At 67.2% G+C, this 17919-nt stretch carries 10 protein-coding genes; 7 read left to right on the top strand and 3 right to left on the bottom strand.

Going from position 1 to position 17919, the window contains the following annotated elements; genetic code table 11:
* Window positions 1–262 precede the first annotated feature (262 nt).
* Together rpoB and OG534_RS14730 are read left to right on the top strand one after the other, a co-directional pair.
* Window positions 263–3745 (top strand): DNA-directed RNA polymerase subunit beta, encoded by a 3483-nt coding sequence (rpoB, locus tag OG534_RS14735; RefSeq protein WP_326588523.1) that lies wholly within the window; start codon window positions 263–265, stop codon window positions 3743–3745.
* Between the two features lie 97 nt (window positions 3746–3842).
* The gene (locus OG534_RS14730; RefSeq protein WP_326588522.1) at window positions 3843–7742 is read left to right on the top strand and encodes a DNA-directed RNA polymerase subunit beta'; all 3900 of its coding nucleotides are present in this window, start codon (window positions 3843–3845) and stop codon (window positions 7740–7742) included.
* A 137-nt stretch (window positions 7743–7879) separates the two neighbouring features.
* On the opposite strand, the gene OG534_RS14725 is transcribed toward OG534_RS14730, so the two are convergent.
* The gene (locus tag OG534_RS14725) at window positions 7880–10345 is read right to left on the bottom strand and encodes a YfhO family protein (RefSeq protein WP_326588521.1); all 2466 of its coding nucleotides are present in this window, start codon (window positions 10343–10345) and stop codon (window positions 7880–7882) included.
* Window positions 10346–10792: 447 nt separating this feature from the next.
* Between OG534_RS14725 and rpsL the strand changes: the two genes are divergently transcribed.
* The 4 genes from rpsL (at window position 10793) to tuf (ending at window position 15151) form a co-directional block, all read left to right on the top strand.
* Complete coding sequence (gene rpsL / locus OG534_RS14720; protein WP_007265893.1) at window positions 10793–11164, top strand: 30S ribosomal protein S12; 372 nt, start codon at window positions 10793–10795, stop codon at window positions 11162–11164.
* Between the two features lie 2 nt (window positions 11165–11166).
* Entirely contained in the window at window positions 11167–11637 is a 471-nt protein-coding gene (gene rpsG / locus OG534_RS14715) for a 30S ribosomal protein S7 (RefSeq protein WP_326588520.1), read from the top strand.
* Window positions 11638–11676: 39 nt separating this feature from the next.
* On the top strand, window positions 11677–13809 hold the full coding sequence (gene fusA, locus OG534_RS14710; protein ID WP_326588519.1) for an elongation factor G: 2133 nt from the start codon (window positions 11677–11679) through the stop codon (window positions 13807–13809).
* Window positions 13810–13957: 148 nt separating this feature from the next.
* Window positions 13958–15151, top strand: coding sequence for an elongation factor Tu (gene tuf, locus OG534_RS14705; protein WP_257554813.1), 1194 nt, complete (start codon window positions 13958–13960; stop codon window positions 15149–15151).
* A gap of 211 nt (window positions 15152–15362) precedes the next feature.
* On the opposite strand, the gene rfbC is transcribed toward tuf, so the two are convergent.
* Window positions 15363–15962, bottom strand: a complete 600-nt coding sequence (gene rfbC / locus OG534_RS14700; protein WP_326588518.1) for a dTDP-4-dehydrorhamnose 3,5-epimerase — start codon at window positions 15960–15962, stop codon at window positions 15363–15365.
* Window positions 15959–16834 (bottom strand): glucose-1-phosphate thymidylyltransferase RfbA, encoded by an 876-nt coding sequence (rfbA, locus tag OG534_RS14695; RefSeq protein ID WP_326588517.1) that lies wholly within the window; start codon window positions 16832–16834, stop codon window positions 15959–15961. Before rfbA ends, rfbC begins: the two co-directional genes overlap by 4 nt.
* An 81-nt stretch (window positions 16835–16915) precedes the next feature.
* Here rfbA and rfbB point away from each other — a divergent pair, with 81 nt between their 5' ends.
* Window positions 16916–17893: a dTDP-glucose 4,6-dehydratase gene (rfbB, locus tag OG534_RS14690; RefSeq protein ID WP_326588516.1), complete on the top strand. Its 978-nt coding sequence runs from the start codon at window positions 16916–16918 to the stop codon at window positions 17891–17893.
* Window positions 17894–17919: the final 26 nt, after the last annotated feature.

The following is a 17919-nucleotide window of genomic DNA, read 5'->3' as shown; positions in this document are numbered from 1 at the left end:
GTGTCGGTTGAACGAGTTGGGGAAGGCCTGTTGCCGGTTTCCGGAAACCTGGTCTGGACATCAGTGAGCCAAGTGGCTACACTGACCCTTTGCGCTGCCTGTTAGCTGTCCCCTGCCCGTCGCCAGGGACATGCCCACGCTTGAGCACACTTGATTGAACCGCTCTGATCTGGCCTTTAAGCCGGATTTGGGGGGCTTGTCTTCTGTGTCTGCTGGGACCGGTACGCGCGTAGTGAGTCCGAGCCCTCGGAAGGACCCCCTCTTGGCCGCCTCGCGCAACGCCTCGACCAATACGAACAACGGTGCCAGCACCGCCCCGCTGCGCATCTCCTTTGCAAAGATCAAGGAGCCCCTCGAGGTTCCGAACCTCCTGGCGCTGCAGACCGAGAGCTTTGACTGGCTTCTCGGCAATGCTGCCTGGAAGTCTCGCGTCGAGTCGGCGCTTGAGAGTGGACAGGACGTCCCCACCAAGTCCGGTCTGGAAGAGATCTTCGAGGAGATCTCGCCGATCGAGGACTTCTCCGGGTCGATGTCGCTGACCTTCCGCGACCACCGTTTCGAGCCGGCGAAGAACTCTGTCGACGAGTGCAAGGACCGCGACTTCACGTACGCGGCTCCGCTGTTCGTTACTGCCGAGTTCACGAACAACGAGACCGGAGAGATCAAGTCTCAGACGGTCTTCATGGGCGACTTCCCGCTCATGACCAACAAGGGCACCTTCGTCATCAACGGCACCGAGCGTGTCGTCGTGTCGCAGCTTGTCCGCTCCCCTGGCGTCTACTTCGACTCCTCCATCGACAAGACGTCCGACAAGGACATCTTTGCCGCCAAGATCATCCCGTCCCGGGGTGCCTGGCTGGAGATGGAGATCGACAAGCGCGACATGGTCGGTGTCCGCATCGACCGCAAGCGCAAGCAGTCCGTCACCGTCCTCCTGAAGGCTCTCGGCTGGACCACCGAGCAGATCCTCGAGGAGTTCGGCGAGTACGAGTCCATGCGCGCCACCCTGGAGAAGGACCACACCCAGGGTCAGGACGACGCGCTGCTCGACATCTACCGCAAGCTGCGCCCGGGCGAGCCGCCGACCCGCGAGGCCGCTCAGACGCTGCTCGAGAACCTCTACTTCAACCCGAAGCGCTACGACCTCGCCAAGGTCGGCCGCTACAAGGTGAACAAGAAGCTCGGCGCCGACGAGCCGCTCGACGCCGGTGTGCTCACCACCGACGACGTCATCGCGACGATCAAGTACCTGGTCAAGCTGCACGCCGGCGAGACCGAGACGACCGGCGAGTCCGGCCGTTCGATCGTGGTCGAGACCGATGACATCGACCACTTCGGCAACCGTCGTCTGCGCAACGTCGGCGAGCTCATCCAGAACCAGGTCCGCACGGGTCTGGCTCGTATGGAGCGCGTCGTCCGCGAGCGCATGACGACCCAGGACGTCGAGGCGATCACGCCGCAGACCCTGATCAACATCCGGCCGGTCGTCGCCTCCATCAAGGAGTTCTTCGGCACCAGCCAGCTGTCCCAGTTCATGGACCAGAACAACCCGCTCTCGGGTCTGACCCACAAGCGCCGCCTGTCGGCGCTGGGCCCCGGCGGTCTGTCCCGTGAGCGGGCCGGCTTCGAGGTCCGTGACGTTCACCCGTCGCACTACGGCCGCATGTGCCCGATCGAGACCCCTGAAGGCCCGAACATCGGTCTGATCGGCTCGCTCGCCTCCTACGGCCGTGTCAACGCGTTCGGCTTCGTCGAGACCCCGTACCGCAAGGTCATCGACGGCGTCGTCACCGACGAGGTCGACTACCTGACGGCCGACGAGGAAGACCGCTTCGTCATCGCCCAGGCCAACGCCGGCCTGTCCGACGACATGCGCTTCACCGAGAACCGCGTGCTGGTGCGTCGTCGTGGCGGCGAGATCGACTACATCGCCGGCGACGACGTCGACTACATGGACGTCTCCCCGCGCCAGATGGTGTCCGTCGCGACCGCGATGATCCCCTTCCTGGAGCACGACGACGCCAACCGTGCCCTCATGGGCGCGAACATGATGCGCCAGGCCGTTCCGCTCATCAAGGCGGAGGCCCCGCTCGTCGGCACCGGCATGGAGTACCGCTGTGCGGTCGACGCCGGTGACTCGATCCGTGCGGAGAAGGACGGTGTCGTCCAAGAGGTCTCGGCCGACTACATCACCGCCGCCAACGACGATGGCACGTACACCACGTACCGCGTCGCCAAGTTCTCCCGCTCGAACCAGGGCACCTCGGTCAACCAGAAGGTCATCGTCAACGAGGGTGACCGGATCGTCGAGTCCCAGGTCCTCGCCGACGGACCGGCGACCGAAGAGGGCGAGATGGCCCTCGGCAAGAACCTGCTCGTCGCGTTCATGCCGTGGGAAGGTCACAACTACGAGGACGCGATCATCCTGTCGCAGCGCCTCGTGCAGGACGACGTCCTCTCCTCGATCCACATCGAGGAGCACGAGGTCGACGCCCGTGACACCAAGCTCGGCCCCGAGGAGATCACCCGGGACATCCCGAACGTCTCCGAGGAGGTCCTCGCGGACCTCGACGAGCGCGGCATCATCCGCATCGGTGCGGACGTCGTCGCCGGCGACATCCTGGTCGGCAAGGTCACGCCCAAGGGCGAGACCGAGCTGACCCCGGAGGAGCGCCTGCTCCGCGCGATCTTCGGTGAGAAGGCCCGCGAGGTGCGTGACACCTCGCTCAAGGTCCCTCACGGTGAGATCGGCAAGGTCATCGGTGTCCGCGTCTTCGACCGCGAGGAGGGCGACGAGCTTCCCCCGGGCGTGAACCAGCTGGTCCGCGTCTACGTCGCCCAGAAGCGCAAGATCACCGACGGTGACAAGCTCGCCGGCCGCCACGGCAACAAGGGTGTCATCTCCAAGATCCTTCCGATCGAGGACATGCCCTTCCTTGAGGACGGCACGCCGGTCGACATCATCCTGAACCCGCTGGGTGTCCCGTCCCGAATGAACCCGGGACAGGTCCTGGAGATCCACCTCGGCTGGCTCGCCAGCCGCGGCTGGGACGTCTCCGGGCTCGGCGAGGAGTGGGCCGAGCGTCTGAAGGTCATCGGTGCCGACCGTGTCGAGCCCGGTACCAACGTCGCCACCCCCGTGTTCGACGGTGCCCGCGAGGACGAGCTCGCCGGCCTCTTCGAGCACACCATCCCGAACCGCGACGGTGACCGCCTGGTCCTCCCGTCCGGCAAGGCGCGCCTGTTCGACGGCCGCTCCGGCGAGCCGTTCCCGGACCCGATCTCGATCGGGTACATGTACATCCTCAAGCTCCACCACCTGGTCGACGACAAGCTCCACGCTCGGTCGACCGGTCCGTACTCGATGATCACGCAGCAGCCGCTGGGTGGTAAGGCGCAGTTCGGTGGCCAGCGCTTCGGTGAGATGGAGGTGTGGGCGCTTGAGGCTTATGGCGCCGCTTACGCCCTCCAGGAGCTGCTGACCATCAAGTCCGACGACGTCACCGGCCGCGTGAAGGTCTACGAGGCCATCGTCAAGGGCGAGAACATCCCCGAGCCGGGCATTCCCGAGTCCTTCAAGGTGCTCATCAAGGAAATGCAGTCGCTCTGCCTCAACGTGGAGGTGCTGTCCTCGGACGGCATGTCCATCGAGATGCGCGACACCGACGAGGACGTCTTCCGCGCGGCGGAGGAGCTCGGTATCGACCTGTCCCGGCGCGAGCCGAGCAGCGTCGAAGAGGTCTGACGGGCCTGACGGGGGGCTCGCTCAAGAGCCCCCCGTCATCCCCGGGACCGTTCAGACCATGATTGAGACTCGACCCCGAAAGAGGGATTGACGCACAGTGCTCGACGTCAACTTCTTCGACGAGCTGCGGATCGGCCTTGCCACCGCGGACGACATCCGAACCTGGTCGCACGGCGAGGTCAAGAAGCCGGAGACCATCAACTACCGCACCCTCAAGCCCGAGAAGGACGGACTCTTCTGCGAGAAGATCTTCGGTCCGACCCGGGACTGGGAGTGCTACTGCGGCAAGTACAAGCGTGTCCGCTTCAAGGGCATCATCTGTGAGCGTTGTGGCGTCGAAGTCACGCGCGCCAAGGTGCGCCGTGAGCGGATGGGCCACATCGAGCTTGCCGCTCCCGTCACCCACATCTGGTACTTCAAGGGCGTCCCGTCGCGCCTCGGATACCTGCTGGACCTCGCGCCGAAGGACCTCGAGAAGGTCATCTACTTCGCCGCGTACATGATCACGTTCGTCGACGACGAGCGTCGCACCCGCGACCTCCCGTCCCTGGAGGCGCACGTCTCCGTCGAGCGCCAGCAGATCGAGAACCGCCGTGACGCGGACCTCGAAGGCCGGGCCAAGAAGCTCGAGACCGACCTGGGCGAGCTTGAGGCCGAGGGCGCGAAGGCCGACGTACGCCGCAAGGTGCGCGAAGGTGCCGAGCGCGAGATGAAGCAGCTGCGTGACCGCGCCCAGCGCGAGATCGACCGCCTCGACGAGGTGTGGGCCCGCTTCAAGAACCTCAAGGTCCAGGACCTGGAGGGCGACGAGCTCCTGTACCGCGAGCTGCGTGACCGCTTCGGCACGTACTTCGACGGCTGCATGGGCGCCGCCGCGCTGCAGAAGCGCCTGGAGTCCTTCGACCTCGAGGAGGAGGCCGAGCGCCTCCGCGAGATCATCCGTACCGGCAAGGGCCAGAAGAAGACCCGTGCGCTCAAGCGCCTCAAGGTCGTCTCCGCGTTCCTGCAGACCAGCAACAAGCCCAAGGGCATGGTTCTGGACTGCGTGCCGGTGATCCCGCCGGACCTGCGTCCGATGGTGCAGCTGGACGGTGGCCGCTTCGCGACCTCCGACCTGAACGACCTGTACCGCCGCGTGATCAACCGCAACAACCGTCTGAAGCGTCTCCTCGACCTCGGTGCCCCCGAGATCATCGTGAACAACGAGAAGCGCATGCTTCAGGAGGCCGTGGACGCCCTCTTCGACAACGGTCGTCGTGGTCGTCCGGTGACCGGTCCCGGCAACCGTCCCCTGAAGTCCCTCAGCGACATGCTGAAGGGCAAGCAGGGTCGATTCCGTCAGAACCTTCTCGGCAAGCGCGTGGACTACTCCGCGCGTTCCGTGATCGTCGTCGGTCCCCAGCTGAAGCTGCACCAGTGTGGTCTGCCCAAGGCCATGGCGCTGGAGCTCTTCAAGCCGTTCGTGATGAAGCGCCTGGTCGACCTGAACCACGCGCAGAACATCAAGTCGGCGAAGCGCATGGTCGAGCGCGGCCGCACGGTCGTGTACGACGTGCTCGAAGAGGTCATCGCCGAGCACCCGGTTCTGCTGAACCGTGCGCCCACGCTGCACCGCCTCGGCATCCAGGCCTTCGAGCCCCAGCTGGTCGAAGGCAAGGCCATCCAGATCCACCCGCTCGTCTGCACCGCGTTCAACGCGGACTTCGACGGTGACCAGATGGCCGTGCACCTGCCGCTCTCCGCGGAGGCACAGGCCGAGGCCCGCATCCTGATGCTGTCCTCGAACAACATCCTCAAGCCGGCCGACGGCCGTCCGGTCACGATGCCGACCCAGGACATGGTCCTCGGTCTGTTCTTCCTGACCACCGACGGTGAGCTCCGTGACACCAAGGGCGAGGGCCGCGCGTTCGGCTCCACGGCCGAGGCGACCATGGCGTTCGACAACGGCGAGCTCGCGCTCCAGTCGTCCGTCGACATCCGCTTCCCGGTGGGCACCATCCCGCCGCGCGGCTGGGTGCAGCCGGTCGCAGAAGAGGGCGAGCAGGAGTTCCAGCCGGGCGACAGCTTCCGTCTGAAGACGACCCTGGGTCGCGCGCTCTTCAACGAGCTGCTGCCCGAGGACTACCCGTTCGTCGACTACTCGGTGGGCAAGAAGCAGCTCTCCGAGATCGTCAACGACCTGGCGGAGCGCTACCCCAAGGTCATCGTGGCGGCGACGCTCGACAACCTGAAGGCGGCCGGCTTCCACTGGGCGACCCGTTCGGGCGTCACCGTGGCCATCTCCGACGTCGTCGTGCCCGAGGCCAAGAAGGCCATCGTCGCGGGCTACGAGGCGATGGACGAGAAGGTCCAGAAGCAGTACGAGCGCGGTCTGATCACCAAGGACGAGCGCACGCAGGAGCTCATCGCGATCTGGACCAAGGCGACCAACGAGGTTGCCGAGGCGATGAACGCGAACTTCCCCAAGACGAACCCCATCTTCATGATGGTTGACTCGGGTGCCCGAGGAAACATGATGCAGATGCGACAGATCGCCGGTATGCGTGGTCTGGTGTCGAACGCGAAGAACGAGACCATCCCGCGTCCGATCAAGGCGTCCTTCCGTGAGGGCCTCACCGTTCTGGAGTACTTCATCTCCACGCACGGTGCCCGTAAGGGTCTGGCGGACACCGCCCTGCGTACCGCCGACTCGGGTTACCTGACCCGTCGTCTGGTGGACGTCTCGCAGGACGTGATCATCCGCGAGGAGGACTGTGGCACCGAGCGCGGTCTGAAGCTGAAGATCGCCGTTCGCGGCGAGGACGGCGTGCTGCGCAAGGCCGACGACGTCGAGACCTCGATCTACGCCCGCATGCTGGCCGAGGACGTCGTCATCGACGGCAAGGTCATCGCGCCGGCCAACGTCGACCTCGGTGACGTGCTCATCGACGCCCTGGTCGCCAACGGCGTCGAGGAGGTCAAGACCCGTTCGGTCCTGACCTGTGAGTCCGCGGTCGGCACCTGTGCCTTCTGCTACGGACGCTCGCTCGCCACCGGCAAGCTGGTCGACATCGGTGAGGCGGTCGGCATCATCGCCGCCCAGTCCATCGGTGAGCCCGGTACCCAGCTGACGATGCGTACCTTCCACACCGGTGGTGTGGCCGGTGACGACATCACGCAGGGTCTGCCGCGTGTCGTCGAGCTCTTCGAGGCCCGTACCCCGAAGGGTGTCGCCCCGATCTCCGAGGCCGCCGGCCGCGTGCGGATCGAGGAGACCGAGAAGACGAAGAAGATCGTCATCACGCCCGACGACGGCAGCGACGAGACGGCGTTCCCGATCTCGAAGCGCGCCAAGGTCATCGTGCACGAGGGCGACCACGTCGAGGTGGGCCAGAAGCTCACCATGGGTGCCACCAACCCGCACGACGTGCTGCGCATCCTCGGCCAGCGTGCCGTCCAGGTCCACCTGGTCGGCGAAGTCCAGAAGGTCTACAACTCGCAGGGCGTGTCGATCCACGACAAGCACATCGAGATCATCATCCGGCAGATGCTGCGCCGCGTGACGATCATCGAGTCCGGCGACGCGGAGCTCCTGCCGGGCGAGCTGGTCGAGCGGTCGAAGTTCGAGACCGAGAACCGTCGTGTGGTCACCGAGGGCGGTCACCCCGCCTCCGGCCGTCCGCAGCTGATGGGTATCACCAAGGCCTCGCTGGCGACGGAATCCTGGCTGTCGGCCGCCTCCTTCCAGGAGACGACCCGAGTCCTGACGGATGCGGCGATCAACGCCAAGTCCGACAGCCTCATCGGCCTCAAGGAGAACGTCATCATCGGTAAGCTCATCCCGGCCGGTACGGGCCTCGCCCGCTACCGCAACATCCGGGTGGAGCCCACCGAGGAAGCCAAGGCCGCGATGTACTCGGCCGTCGGTTACGACGACATCGACTACTCGCCCTTCGGCACCGGCTCCGGCCAGGCTGTCCCGCTGGAGGACTACGACTACGGCCCGTACAACGGCTAAGAGCTCGTAAGAAGAAGCCCCCCGCTGCTCCGAGAGGAGCGGCGGGGGGCCTTTTCGTTTCCGCGGGGCCCAGCACGCCCCCCGCGGGGCCGTTTCGCCGAGGGGGGCCGCTTCGCCGAGCGCGGCCGGCCGCCGGGTCAGGCGCGCCGGCGGCGGAGTGTGGTGGCGGTGGAGGCGGTGAGGGCCATCAGGGCGAGGGCGGCGCCCGCCAGGCCCGGGGTGAGGCCCTTCGGGGTGAAGGTGCAGGAGACCTTGGTCGTGCCCGGGGTGAGGGGGAGGGAGACCAGGCCGTGGAAGCTCCGCACCGGGGCCGAGCACCGCCAGCCGGGGATGTCCGTCATCGCGAGGACGGCCGTGCCCGCGGCGCCCGGGGGGAGGGTGGCCTCGATGGTGTGGCCGCCCGTGCGGACCGAGGTGGCCCCGGTGGTGGTCAGGTGGCGGACGGCCTTGGCGAGCGCCGGGCGGTCCAGGCAGCCGAGCGGGTGGTTCCCGGCGTCCGCGCCCCGCGTCCGGGTCGACACGGTGACGTCGACCTTCCCCGAGGCCGGCACGGCGCCCAGGGGGGTCACCCCGGTCATCCGGTCCTCCAGCCGCTTCTCGGTGCCGCCGGCGCGGAGGGTGCCGTAGAGGGCGGGGGAGGACCAGTAGGCCTCGGAGCCGGGGGTGCACCGGGCCGCGTACCTCTGCTCGGTGGCGGTGCCCCCGCGGGTGACCCGGGGGACCTGGTAGACGGTGGCGCCCAGGACGTTCTCCTGGCGGGCGTAGACGCTGTCCGCGGGGTGGGGTGAGGTGTACGGGCCGGTGCGGACCGTGACCAGCGGGGGAGCCGGGAACTTCGAGGCCGTCCAGGTGTCCGGCGCGGTTCCGGGGCGGACCCGGGCTCCGATCGAGAAGATCGCGTCGAGTACCGGGTTGTCGGCGCCGAAGAAGGTCCGGCCGTCGTTCTTGAAGCCGTATCCGAGGGGCGCCAGGGCCCGGTAGGTGACCTCGGGGAGGTAGCTGCTGTAGTACTGCGGCCCTTCCGCCCGCAGGGCCAGGGCGTCGTTGTACGAGGTCTGGGGCGCCCCCGAGTCGGTCCGGTACGCGGGCCAGCCGTTCACCTCCCGGACGGCCTCGAAGTGGTTGCCGATCGACCGGTTCGAGGTGGCGATCGGCTTCGCCCAGCGCTCGCGGGCCCGGCGGGCGTCGGCGCTCGCCGCCGCGACCGTGGACTCGGCGAAGACGGTGCCGATCATCAGGGTGGCGGCCACCGGGATCAGGTACCGGCGCTTCTCGCCGAGCCGCAGCAGGACCAGGGCCAGCAGCGAGAGCGCCCCGCCGCCGAGGACGGCCGGCCAGGTCCAGCCGCCGAAGTCGTCGGTGCGGCGGAGCGCGAAGGTGGCCGCCACCAGCAGCGATGCGACCGCGGCCAGGTGCAGCGGGCGCGGCCGGTGGGCCAGCGCCAGCCAGGCGGTGATCACGAGCATCCCGCTGAAGACGAACGCCTCGCGGTACGGGTTGCCGTTCGGCACCGCCAGCCCGTGCCACACGTACTGGGTGGGCGGGAACTGGAAGGAGGCGGCCACGAGCAGGGTCGCGGCCCCCCACACCAGGCGGGTCCTCCGCGCGATGCGGGTGTTGAAGACGAAGGCGCCGGCCAGGATCAGGCCGAGCGAGGCGACGTAGAGCCGCGGGCGGCCGCCCCACAGGTGGGTGGCCGGGAGCATGCCCGCGAGGAAGATCTCGATCCGTACGGGGTCGAAGGCCGCGGCCCTGGTGGGCTGCGCGGCGCCGCTGGACAGGAACGACGGCAGGAGGAGGGGGAGGGTGAGCAGCAACCCGGTCCCCGCGGCCGTGGCGGCCCGCCACAGGGCGCGCAGCCGCTGCGCGCCGGTCATGTCGCGGGTGGCCATGCGGATGGCCAGCAGGACGCAGGCGGCCATCGTGGCCATCATCGCGGTGTAGAAGTTCCCGAACCAGGCGAGCGCGACCAGCAGGGCCACGCCCGGCCAGCGGCGGCCCTCCAGGCACCACTCGACGGCGATGCCGAGCATCGGGAGCGCGACCAGGCCCCACAGCCACATCGGGATGTACGAGCCGTCGCTGAGCGCCCAGCCGCACAGGCCGTACGCGGCTCCGAGCACGCCCCGCTGCCACCACGGGCCGGGGTGCAGCCTGCCGAGGTACACGGTCATCAGGGCGGCGGCGGTGCCCATGGTGATCGGGGTGATCGCGAAGACGGCGAGGTCGACGTGGGCCCGCGGGACGAGGACGGCCAGCCAGGAGAAGGGATTGCCCAGATAGGTGTGGTAGTCGGACAGGAACTGCTGTCCGAAGCCGCCGCGCCAGGTGAAGAGCATGTCGCCGGCGGCCTGCCCGTGGACCAGGTCCCACAGCCCGCGGTGGAAGGGCACGTACTGGTTGGCCTGGTCGTTCACGGCCCGGCCGGTGGCGCCGAAGGGGAAGGTTCCGCGTGCCACCCAGGCCGTGCAGAAGGCGGCCGAGGTGAGGAGCAACGCGAGCAGGGGACCGCGGAACGGTCCGGACCGGCGGGGGGCCGGTAGGCGGGCCGGGGCGGGGGGACGGGCGTCGACGGTGGTCGGCTCGGGTGCCAGGGTCCCCAATGTGCTGCTCCCTGCTGATCGACTCGCGGGCGCTCCGCGCTCGGGCAAGGTGTCAGTTTAGGGCGTTTGGGCGGGATGCCCCGCTCAACAGGCCGTCCCTGCGCGCCTGTTGTTTTGTTCGGAGACCGTCGCCCCGGCAGGCCGCGGCGGACCGCCGCGGCGGGGGCCGGTACAGGTGGACGCGTACGGCTTGCGCACGGTGTGTTTTCGTGCTGGGCATTTGTTTTGACCTACCTCTGTGAGGTAGGTACGCTCTGACCTTGTGCCTGGGGTGTGCCCTGGGCTCCCGCGTGTACACAAACCCCGCGGGGAGCCGAGGAAGACCACACCGCAATCTGCGCCTGCCTCACTTCGGTGAGAGCGTGCAGTGTTCGACACACCCGACCGCGTGGGTCGGGGGAGTTCCAGGTTAGTTTCACTACACGGCACACAGAAACCGGAGAAGTAGTGCCTACGATCCAGCAGCTGGTCCGTAAGGGCCGGCAGGACAAGGTCGAGAAGACAAAGACCCCCGCGCTTGAGGCTTCGCCCCAGCGTCGCGGCGTCTGCACGCGTGTGTTCACGACCACCCCGAAGAAGCCGAACTCGGCGCTGCGCAAGGTCGCGCGTGTGCGTCTGACCTCTGGCATCGAGGTCACCGCTTACATTCCGGGTGAGGGACACAACCTGCAGGAGCACTCGATCGTGCTCGTGCGTGGTGGCCGTGTGAAGGACCTGCCGGGTGTTCGTTACAAGATCATCCGCGGTGCGCTTGACACCCAGGCTGTCAAGAACCGCAAGCAGGCCCGCAGCCGCTACGGCGCCAAGAAGGAGAAGTAAGAATGCCTCGTAAGGGCCCCGCCCCGAAGCGCCCGGTCATCATCGACCCGGTCTACGCATCTCCTCTGGTGACGTCGCTCATCAACAAGATCCTCCTGAACGGCAAGCGCTCCACCGCCGAGCGCATCGTTTACGGCGCCATGGAAGGCCTCCGCGAGAAGACCGGCGCTGACCCGGTCATCACGCTGAAGCGCGCGCTGGAGAACGTCAAGCCGTCGCTCGAGGTCAAGTCCCGCCGTGTCGGTGGCGCCACCTACCAGGTGCCGATCGAGGTCAAGCCCGGTCGCGCCTCCACCCTCGCGCTGCGTTGGGTCGTGGGTTACTCCCGCGCCCGTCGTGAGAAGACCATGACCGAGCGCCTCATGAACGAGCTGCTCGACGCCTCCAACGGTCTTGGCGCTGCCGTCAAGAAGCGCGAGGACACGCACAAGATGGCCGAGTCCAACAAGGCCTTCGCGCACTACCGCTGGTAGTCCCAACCCACATCGAGACCGAGAGAAGACTGAGCCGATATGGCTACCACTTCGCTTGACCTGGCCAAGGTGCGCAACATCGGCATCATGGCCCACATCGACGCGGGCAAGACGACCACCACCGAGCGCATCCTGTTCTACACCGGTGTGTCTTACAAGATCGGTGAAGTCCACGACGGCGCTGCCACGATGGACTGGATGGAGCAGGAGCAGGAGCGCGGCATCACGATCACGTCCGCCGCGACGACCTGCCACTGGCCGCTCGAGGACGTCGACCACACCATCAACATCATCGACACCCCGGGTCACGTTGACTTCACGGTCGAGGTGGAGCGTTCGCTCCGCGTCCTCGACGGTGCCGTCACCGTGTTCGACGGTGTCGCCGGTGTGGAGCCGCAGTCCGAGACCGTTTGGCGTCAGGCGGACCGCTACGGCGTGCCGCGCATCTGCTTCGTCAACAAGCTCGACCGTACGGGCGCCGAGTTCCACCGCTGCGTCGACATGATCAAGGACCGCCTTGGCGCGGTTCCGATCGTCATGCAGCTCCCCATCGGTGCCGAGATGGACTTCCAGGGCGTTGTCGACCTGGTCACCATGAAGGCGTTCGTCTGGTCCGCCGAGGCGACCAAGGGCGAGATGTACGACATCGTCGACATCCCGGCCACGCACACCGAGGCTGCTGAAGAGTGGCGCGGCAAGCTGGTCGAGACCGTCGCCGAGAACGACGACGAGATCATGGAGCTCTTCCTGAACGGCGACGAGCCGTCCGTGGAGCAGCTGCACGCCGCCGTCCGTCGCATCATCCTCGGCTCCGGCAAGGGCAAGGGCGAGCCCACGATCACCGCGGTGTTCTGTGGCACGGCGTTCAAGAACAAGGGCGTTCAGCCCCTGCTCGACGCTGTCGTCCGCTACCTGCCGTCGCCGCTGGACATCGAGGCCATCGAGGGCCACGACGTCCGTGACGCCGAGGTCGTCGTGAAGCGCAAGCCTTCCGACGAGGAGCCCCTCGCGGCGCTGGCGTTCAAGATCATGCGCGACCCGCACCTCGGGAAGCTCACCTTCGTCCGGGTTTACTCGGGCCGCCTGGAGGCCGGCACTGCGGTGCTGAACTCCGTCAAGGGCAAGAAGGAGCGCATCGGCAAGATCTACCGCATGCACGCGAACAAGCGTGAAGAGATCGCCGCGGTCGGCGCCGGCGACATCGTCGCCGTCATGGGCCTGAAGCAGACCACCACCGGTGAGACGCTGTGTGACGACAAGGCACCCGTGATCCTGGAGTCCATGGACTTCCCGGCTCCGGTCATCCAGGTCGCCATCGAGCCCAAGTCCAAGGGTGACCAGGAGAAGCTGGGTGTCGCCATCCAGAGTCTCGCGGAGGAGGACCCCTCCTTCCACGTTCACTCGGACGAGGAGACCGGCCAGACCATCCTCGGCGGTATGGGCGAGCTGCACCTCGAGGTGCTGGTCGACCGTATGAAGCGCGAGTTCAAGGTCGAGGCCAACGTCGGCAAGCCGCAGGTCGCGTACCGCGAGACGATCCGCAAGACCGTCGAGCGTCACGACTACACCCACAAGAAGCAGACCGGTGGTACCGGTCAGTTCGCCAAGGTGCAGATCGCGATCGAGCCGATCACCGAGTCGGACGGCCCGGCGTACGAGTTCGTGAACAAGGTCACCGGTGGCCGCATCCCGAGGGAGTACATCCCCTCGGTCGACGCCGGTGCGCAGGAGGCCATGCAGTTCGGCATCCTCGCGGGCTACGAGATGACGGGCGTCCGCGTCATTCTTCTCGACGGTGGCTACCACGAGGTCGACTCCTCGGAGCTCGCCTTCAAGATCGCCGGTTCGCAGGCCTTCAAGGAGGCCGCGCGCAAGGCTTCGCCCGTACTGCTCGAGCCGATGATGTCCGTTGAGGTCACCACGCCCGAGGAGTCCATGGGTGACGTGATCGGCGACATCAACTCCCGCCGTGGCCAGATCCAGGCCATGGAGGAGCGTCACGGCGCTCGTCTCGTGAAGGGCCTCGTGCCGCTTTCGGAGATGTTCGGCTACGTCGGAGACCTCCGCAGCAAGACCTCGGGTCGCGCCAGCTACTCGATGCAGTTCGACTCCTACGCCGAGGTTCCCCGGAACGTCGCTGAGGAGATCATCGCGAAGGCCAAGGGCGAGTAACTCTTCCGAGTACACGCTTTAGGCTTGTCACCGGAGCCTCTGGGGCAACAGGAGTAACCCTCCGTTGCCCCGGGGGAACCGGCATTCCAGCAAAGATCACCTGGCGCCGATGAGTAAGGCGTACAGAACCACTCTCCAGGAGGACCCCGTGGCGAAGGCGAAGTTCGAGCGGACTAAGCCGCACGTCAACATCGGCACCATCGGTCACATTGACCACGGTAAGACGACCCTCACGGCCGCCATTACCAAGGTGCTGCACGACGCGTACCCGGACCTGAACGAGGCCTCGGCCTTCGACCAGATCGACAAGGCTCCTGAGGAGCGCCAGCGCGGTATCACCATCTCCATCGCGCACGTCGAGTACCAGACCGAGGCGCGTCACTACGCCCACGTCGACTGCCCGGGTCACGCGGACTACATCAAGAACATGATCACCGGTGCCGCGCAGATGGACGGCGCGATCCTCGTGGTCGCCGCCACCGACGGCCCGATGCCGCAGACCAAGGAGCACGTGCTCCTGGCCCGCCAGGTCGGCGTTCCCTACATCGTTGTCGCCCTGAACAAGGCCGACATGGTGGACGACGAGGAGATCCTGGAGCTCGTCGAGCTCGAGGTCCGTGAGCTGCTCTCCGAGTACGACTTCCCGGGCGACGACCTGCCGGTCGTCCGCGTCTCCGCGCTGAAGGCCCTCGAGGGCGACAAGGAGTGGGGCGAGAAGCTTCTCGGCCTCATGGCTGCCGTCGACGAGGCCATCCCGACCCCGCCGCGTGACACCGAGAAGCCGTTCCTCATGCCCGTCGAGGACGTCTTCACGATCACCGGTCGCGGTACGGTCGTCACCGGCCGTATCGAGCGTGGTGTCCTGAAGGTCAACGAGACCGTCGACATCATCGGCATCAAGGAAGAGAAGACCACCACCACGGTCACCGGTATCGAGATGTTCCGCAAGCTGCTCGACGAGGGCCAGGCGGGCGAGAACGTCGGTCTGCTCCTCCGTGGCATCAAGCGCGAGGACGTCGAGCGCGGCCAGGTCATCATCAAGCCGGGTTCGGTCACTCCCCACAAGGAGTTCGAGGCTCAGGCGTACATCCTGTCGAAGGACGAGGGTGGCCGTCACACCCCCTTCTTCAACAACTACCGCCCGCAGTTCTACTTCCGTACCACGGACGTCACGGGTGTCGTCACCCTGCCGGCCGGCACGGAGATGGTCATGCCGGGCGACAACACCGAGATGACGGTCGCGCTGATCCAGCCGGTCGCCATGGAGGAGGGCCTGAAGTTCGCCATCCGTGAGGGTGGTCGTACCGTGGGCGCCGGCCAGGTCACCAAGATCACGGCGTAGTTCGTGCTCTGACCTGGTAGCCCGGTCTCCGGGCACCAAGTCGCACTGAAGGGCCCCGGCCCATCGCTTCGGCGGTGGGGCGGGGCCCTTCGGCGTTGCCGGTCTCCGTCGCTGTCGACGCTGCCCGAGTATGAGCCCGGCCCGTACGCGGCCGGGTACGGAAGAGGGCCGCACCCCGGACGGGGTGCGGCCCTCTCGTACGGCGGTGGGGTCAGCTCACGCGCAGGGACTCGGTGAACTCGATGCAGGTGGCGTAGTCGGGCAGCAGCCCGGACGCGATGGCGTCGGCCAGCGACGGGGCGGCCTCGTCACGGGCGGACAGCTGCGGGACCTCGGCCGGCCACGCGATGCCCAGTTCCGGGTCCAGCGGGTGCACGCCGTGCTCGCCGGTCGGGTTGTACGCCTCCGAGCAGAGGTAGGACAGCGTGGCGTCGTCGCTCAGCGCGCAGAAGCCGTGGCCGAAGCCCTCGGGGATGTAGACCGCGCGGCGGTCCACGTCGTCGAGGAGGACGCCTTCCCACTCACCGAAGGTGGGGGAGCCGACCCGCAGGTCCACGACGACGTCGAGCGCGGCGCCGCGTACGCAGGTGATGTACTTCGCCTGGCCGCGCGGCACGTCGGCGAAGTGGACGCCGCGGACCACGCCCGCGGCGGAGACCGAGAGGTTCGCCTGCGCCAGGTTCAGCGGGTGGCCGACGACCTCGGCCAGCCGGTCGAAGCGGTACCACTCGGTGAACAGGCCGCGGGGGTCGCCGTGCAGCTGCGGGGTGACCTCGAAGGCGCCCGCGATGGAGAGCTCGCGGAACTTCATCGTGCGTTCTCCTCGTCGAGCAGCGTCAGCAGGTAGTCGCCGTAGCCGCTCTTCGTCAGCGGCTCGGCGAGCGCGCGCAGCTGCGCGGAGTCGATCAGGCCGGCCCGCCAGGCCGCCTCCTCGATGCAGCCGATCTTGAAGCCCTGACGCTCCTCGATCACGCGGACGAACTCGGAGGCCTGCACCATCGAGACGAAGGTGCCGGTGTCCAGCCAGGCGGTACCGCGGTCGAGGATGGTGACATTGAGCTCGCCGGCCTGGAGGTACGCGTCGTTGACGGCGGTGATCTCCAGCTCGCCGCGGGCGCTGGGCTTCAGGCCGCGGGCGATCTCGACGACCTGGTTGTCGTAGAAGTAGAGGCCCGGCACCGCGTAGCGGGACTTGGGCTTGACCGGCTTCTCCTCGATGGAGATGGCCTGGCCCTTCTCGTCGAACTCGACCACGCCGTACGCCGTGGGGTCCGCCACGGGGTACGCGAACACGCGGCCGCCCTTGGCGTCGGTGTGCTGGGCGAGGCGGGTGCCGAGGCCACTGCCGTGGAAGATGTTGTCGCCGAGGATGAGCGCGACGGACTCGTCGCCGATGAAGTCGGCGCCGAGGACGAACGCCTGGGCGATGCCCTCCGGACGCTCCTGGACGGCGTACTCCAGCCGCAGGCCGAACTGCGAACCGTCGCCGAGCAGTCGCTCGAACTGGTCGCGGTCTTCGGGGGTGGTGATGATCAGGATTTCGCTGATACCCGCCATCACCAGGGTGGAGAGGGGGTAATAGATCATCGGCTTGTCGAAGACGGGCAGCAGCTGCTTCGAAACGGCCCGGGTCAACGGCCAGAGTCGCGATCCGGTGCCACCGGCCAAAAGGATTCCACGCATGGGTGAACCCTATGCGAGAGGGTGCAGGGGAGCCGAGCCAAGGGAATGTGACGTTCGGCAGGCCGCTAGACTCTTCGTATTATGCGCATCCTCGTGACCGGCGGCGCCGGCTTCATCGGTTCAGAATTCGTCCGCCAGCAGCTCGGCGCAGATGCCTCGGCCCGGATCACGGTCTTCGACAAGCTGACCTACTCCGGCGTCGAAGCGAATCTGGCGCCGGTCGCGGATCACCCGGGATACACCTTCGTCAAGGGCGACATCTGCGACGCGGAGGCCGTCGACCAGGTCATGCCCGGCCACGACGTCGTCGTGCACTTCGCCGCCGAGTCCCACGTGGACCGCTCGATCGCCGGCGCGGGCCCGTTCGTGATGACCAACGTCGTGGGCACGCAGGTCCTGCTGGACTCCGCCCGCAAGCACGGCGTCGGCCGCTTCGTCCACATCTCCACCGACGAGGTCTACGGCTCGATCAGCGAGGGCTCCTGGACGGAGGAGTGGCCGCTGGTGCCCAACTCCCCGTACTCCGCCTCCAAGGCGTCGTCCGACCTGCTGGCGCTGGCCTACCACCGCACCCACGGCATGGACGTGGTGGTCACCCGCTGCTCCAACAACTACGGGCACTACCAGTTCCCGGAGAAGGTCATCCCGCTGTTCGTCTCCAACCTGATGGACGGCAAGAAGGTCCCGCTGTACGGCAACGGCGGCAACGTCCGCGACTGGCTGCACGTCTCCGACCACTGCCGCGGCATCGACCTGGCCATGCGCAAGGGCCGCGCCGGCGAGGTCTACAACATCGGCGGCGGCACCGAGCTCACCAACAAGGAGCTCACCGGCGTCCTGCTGGAGGCCGCCGGCCTCGGCTGGGACATGGTCGAGCCGGTCGAGGACCGCAAGGGCCACGACCTCCGCTACTCCATCGACATCAGCAAGATCGGCGCCGAGCTGGGCTACGCCCCGCAGGTCACCTTCGAGGACGGCATCAAGGCCACCATCGACTGGTACCGCGAGAACCGCGCCTGGTGGGAGCCGCTGAAGGCGAAGGCGGCCCTGCAGAAGTGAGCACGCACCCCGGGAACGCCTCCGCG

The organism is Streptomyces sp. NBC_01294 (genome assembly GCF_035917235.1).
Classification (GTDB): domain Bacteria; phylum Actinomycetota; class Actinomycetes; order Streptomycetales; family Streptomycetaceae; genus Streptomyces; species Streptomyces caledonius.
The sequence above is the reverse complement of the archived record's forward strand: the minus strand, read 5'-3'. Positions and strand labels throughout refer to the sequence as shown.